This is a genomic window from Paenibacillus sp. OT2-17 (assembly GCF_009827695.1).
Lineage (GTDB): Bacteria > Bacillota > Bacilli > Paenibacillales > Paenibacillaceae > Paenibacillus > Paenibacillus polymyxa_B.
This window is the reverse complement of the sequence record NZ_WUDQ01000376.1, coordinates 1-3,642: the sequence shown is the minus strand read 5'-3', so window position 1 is coordinate 3,642 and position 3,642 is coordinate 1. Positions and strand designations below refer to the sequence as shown.

General features: G+C 44.4%; 2 protein-coding genes and 2 pseudogenes. 2 read left to right on the top strand and 2 right to left on the bottom strand.

Annotated elements, in window-relative coordinates:
• On the top strand, positions 1 to 855 hold an 855-nt coding region (locus GRP75_RS21520), incomplete at its 5' end, for an arylamine N-acetyltransferase family protein (protein ID WP_160790311.1).
• 38 nt (positions 856 to 893) lie between these two features.
• On the opposite strand, the gene GRP75_RS21515 is transcribed toward GRP75_RS21520, so the two are convergent.
• Together GRP75_RS21515 and GRP75_RS21510 are read right to left on the bottom strand one after the other, a co-directional pair.
• A complete protein-coding gene (locus tag GRP75_RS21515) occupies positions 894 to 1,916 on the bottom strand; it encodes a globin-coupled sensor protein (RefSeq protein ID WP_160790310.1) in 1,023 nt (340 codons plus the stop codon).
• Positions 1,917 to 2,208: 292 nt separating this feature from the next.
• Positions 2,209 to 3,513 (bottom strand): annotated as a pseudogene (locus GRP75_RS21510) (PrkA family serine protein kinase); the annotation flags it as partial.
• Between the two features lie 2 nt (positions 3,514 to 3,515).
• Here GRP75_RS21510 and GRP75_RS29945 point away from each other — a divergent pair.
• Positions 3,516 to 3,642 (top strand): annotated as a pseudogene (locus tag GRP75_RS29945) (peptidase S8); the annotation flags it as partial.

Sequence of the window (3,642 nt, the reverse complement as noted above, 5' to 3'; positions counted from 1 at the left end):
ATAAAAGCTTATTTAAACAGAATTGGAATTCCCGAAATTCAGCCTCCTACCCTTTCCTATTTAGTTGAACTGCATAAGGCTCATGTAAAACATCTTTCATGGCAAACATTGGACATTTTCGCAAGGAAGCCGGCAGCCATTGGTTTTCGAGAATCCATTCAACTCATTCTACATGGGAGAAGTGGTTATTGTTTTCATCTGAATGGTGCCTTTAGTGCACTACTATATTCACTAGGGTACAAAGTCTCTCTGCATCGTGCCGGGGTACAACCTCTGGGAGCTGAACCACGCATTAATTCATTTCATCTTGGACTAACAGTGAACTTGCTAAATGAGCATCATGAAGATGAAGTATGGATTGTTGATGTCGGGCTAGGCGATATGCCATATGAGCCTCTTCCACTCCGTATGGGGACTTATGAACAAGCCCCTCTTCATTATAAAGTTATGGAATCCGGAGTTGTTACAAAAGGTTGGCGCTTAGAGCATGACTCACTTGCTTCATTTGTTGGCGTTGATTTTGCCCCTGCGGTTGTTCAGGATTTGGAAGAATTTATGCCGAAACATCATTTCTATAGCCGCTCAGCGGAATCTCCATGGTTTAACCTGTTTCTGATTCGGCAAAGGCAAGCATTAGAGGCGAATGAACTCAGAGGATGTATTTGGAAAAGACGCGGGCTAAACGGTTTGGAAAAAGTAGAACTGGATAAGAAGTCGCAGTGGCTGGAAGTGTTAGCAGATGTATTTGGCGAGCCGCTCGTTAACTACAGTCGCCAGGAACGGGACGAGTTATGGAAAAGAGTACTTGCGGCTCATATAGAATGGAAAAAGTCTATGACTGAATCGTTACAGTAGTGAAGCCTCCAACGTAAGGATAGCCTTCAAGTCACATCTTACACCTTTAGCATTTCCGAGGAGTGCTGCAGCATTTCCAATTCCTTCACCATGTTTTCGATCAGCTTTGTGAACGAAGCCAATTCCTCTGAGCTGGAAGCCTGTTGCCGGGCACTGGCTGTTGTGGCAGCTGTTTCGGATTGTACACTGTCAAGCATACGGGCAATATCCAGCACCTTGCGCTGAATTTGCTCCTGTGCTTGCTTCGAATTGGATGCAAGCTTTCGCACCTCCTGTGCCACGATTTGAAACCCGCGCCCTGCTTCCTGCGCATGGGCAGCCTCAATCGCCGCATTCAGTCCCAGCAGATGAGTCTGATCGGACAGTTCCCGGATCGTACCGCTCATCTGCTCAATATGCTTAATCTCGTCACTCAAATGCTGTACCAATTCCTCTGTATGTTCCTGCGAAGAAGCAGTGTTGCAGGCACTCTCCGCGATATTATCCGTATTTTCCCTAAGCTCAGCAATCATCCCGGTCAAATTTTGCGCAATTCGGGACACAACGGTCAGCACCTGCGTTTGTTCGTCGGCCAGCTCGTTGATTTGTTCCTTTTCCTTTTCCTGATAAGCTTCCAGTACAAGCTGGGAATCCAGGTTGAACATTTTGGAAAGAGCATGCACAATAAAAAACCAGTCCTCTATCCCCGAACGCTTTAAAATGTCCACTGCAATATCAAGATAAGCAATGTACGTGCCCAAATAATAATCGGAAGACAATCCGATTCGGGAATGTACCTGCCCCACAAAAAGACGGTGTTCGATAAACGGATCATCTATTTTTCCATCTGCGAGAGAAAGCCAGTATTCACGTTGTGTTTGTTTTAATCGTTCAATATTCGACCATTTGGAAATAATCGACATGAGATGCGGAACCTTTTCTACATGCTCATAAAACCGATCGACCACCTCATTCACAATAGATTGGAATAGTCCCTGATAATGATGTAATAAAGCCAAATCATCATCAGTAATACCAATATATTGTATCTGTTTTAATCTACTCTCCGCGACATGAATCATAAGTTCCTCCAAATAATAGTTTACATATATTTTACATTACCATATTTATCGGCAACTTTTTAGAAAATGTTAAAAAAGTAGGAGATTGATTATGATTTTTTTCATAGCAATTTCAGAAAATACATAATCACAACTGCCTGATAATACAAAAAAAGAATCCGACAGCACCTGTAATCCCCTGTGCTTGCCGAATTCCCTCTACGAAACACGTTGATCGGATACCTCACAACCGTGTGGCACCATCCAGATCAACCCATGGTTTCACCATACTGTACTTGTTTATTATTTCGTCTTACCGATTCAGGAGGCTACCTACATACCTCAACAGATCGTTAGCGCTGGCTCCTGTGTAGCCATGCTCCTCAATCAGTCGCTTAATCACTTCATTCATCCGTTTGAGCTGATTAGCGTCAGGCGTTTTGGTCGAAGTTGTAATCTTCACAATATCCTTCAAATCGGCGAACAACTTCTTCTCAATGGCTTCTCGCAGCCGATCATGATGATGATACTCAAACTTCCGTCCCTTGCGAGAATACGCGGAAATACGGATTAATATTTCTTCACGGAATGCTTTTTTCGCATTTTCCGATACCCCGATTTGCTCCTCAATAGAGCGCATGAGCCGCTCATCCGGGTCGAGTTCCTCATCTGTGAGCGGATCGCGAATTTTCGCCCAATTGCAAAAAGCTTCGATGTTATCCAAATAGTTGTCAAACAACGTCTTGGCTGATTCCTCGAAAGAGTACACAAAGGCCTTCTGCACTTCTTTTTTAGCCAATTCGTCATATTCCTTACGAGCCACGGAAATGAAATTCAGATAGCGCTCTCGTTCTTCCTTTGTGATGGAGGCATGTTGATCCAGACCATCCTTAATTGCTCGTAAAATGTCCAGGGCATTGATGGATTCCACATTTTGCTTAATCAATGCACTAGAAATACGATTAATGACGTACCGCGGGTCTACCCCGGACATACCTTCCTCCAGAAACTCACTTTGCATTTCTTTCAGATCGGCTTCCTTGTATCCTTCGACCTCTTCACCGTCATACATGCGCATCTTTTTGACCAGATCCATCCCCTGTTTCTTCGTCTCCTTCAAGCGGGTAAGCACGGAGAAAATGGCAGCCGTTCGCAGCGCATGAGGCGCAATGTGGATATGTTTCATATCACTTTGTTCAATGAGCTTGGCGTAAATCTTTTCTTCCTCAGATACTTTCAGGTTATAAGGAATCGGCATTACAATCATCCGTGATTGCAACGCCTCGTTCTTTTTGTTTGCAATAAAGCTTTTATACTCGGATTCATTGGTGTGAGCCACGATCAGTTCATCTGCACTGATGAGCGCAAACCGCCCAGCCTTGAAGTTTCCCTCTTGGGTCAGAGAAAGCAAATTCCACAAAAACTTCTCATCGCATTTCAGCATTTCCTGAAACTCCATCAGTCCACGATTCGCTTTGTTCAATTCTCCGTCAAACCGATACGCACGCGGGTCAGATTCCGAACCATACTCCGTAATCGTGGAAAAGTCGATGCTGCCCGTCAAATCAGCAATATCCTGTGACTTCGGATCAGAAGGGCTGAACGTACCAATACCAATCCATACCAAAAGCAGAAAAGAACCTTTACATGCCATGGGGAGTCAAACAGGTACGTGCATACAAGGCTTGGCCTTCCTCGACAGGGAATCGGGTCAGAATCGGTGTGATTGACACAGGAGCGGATTTTC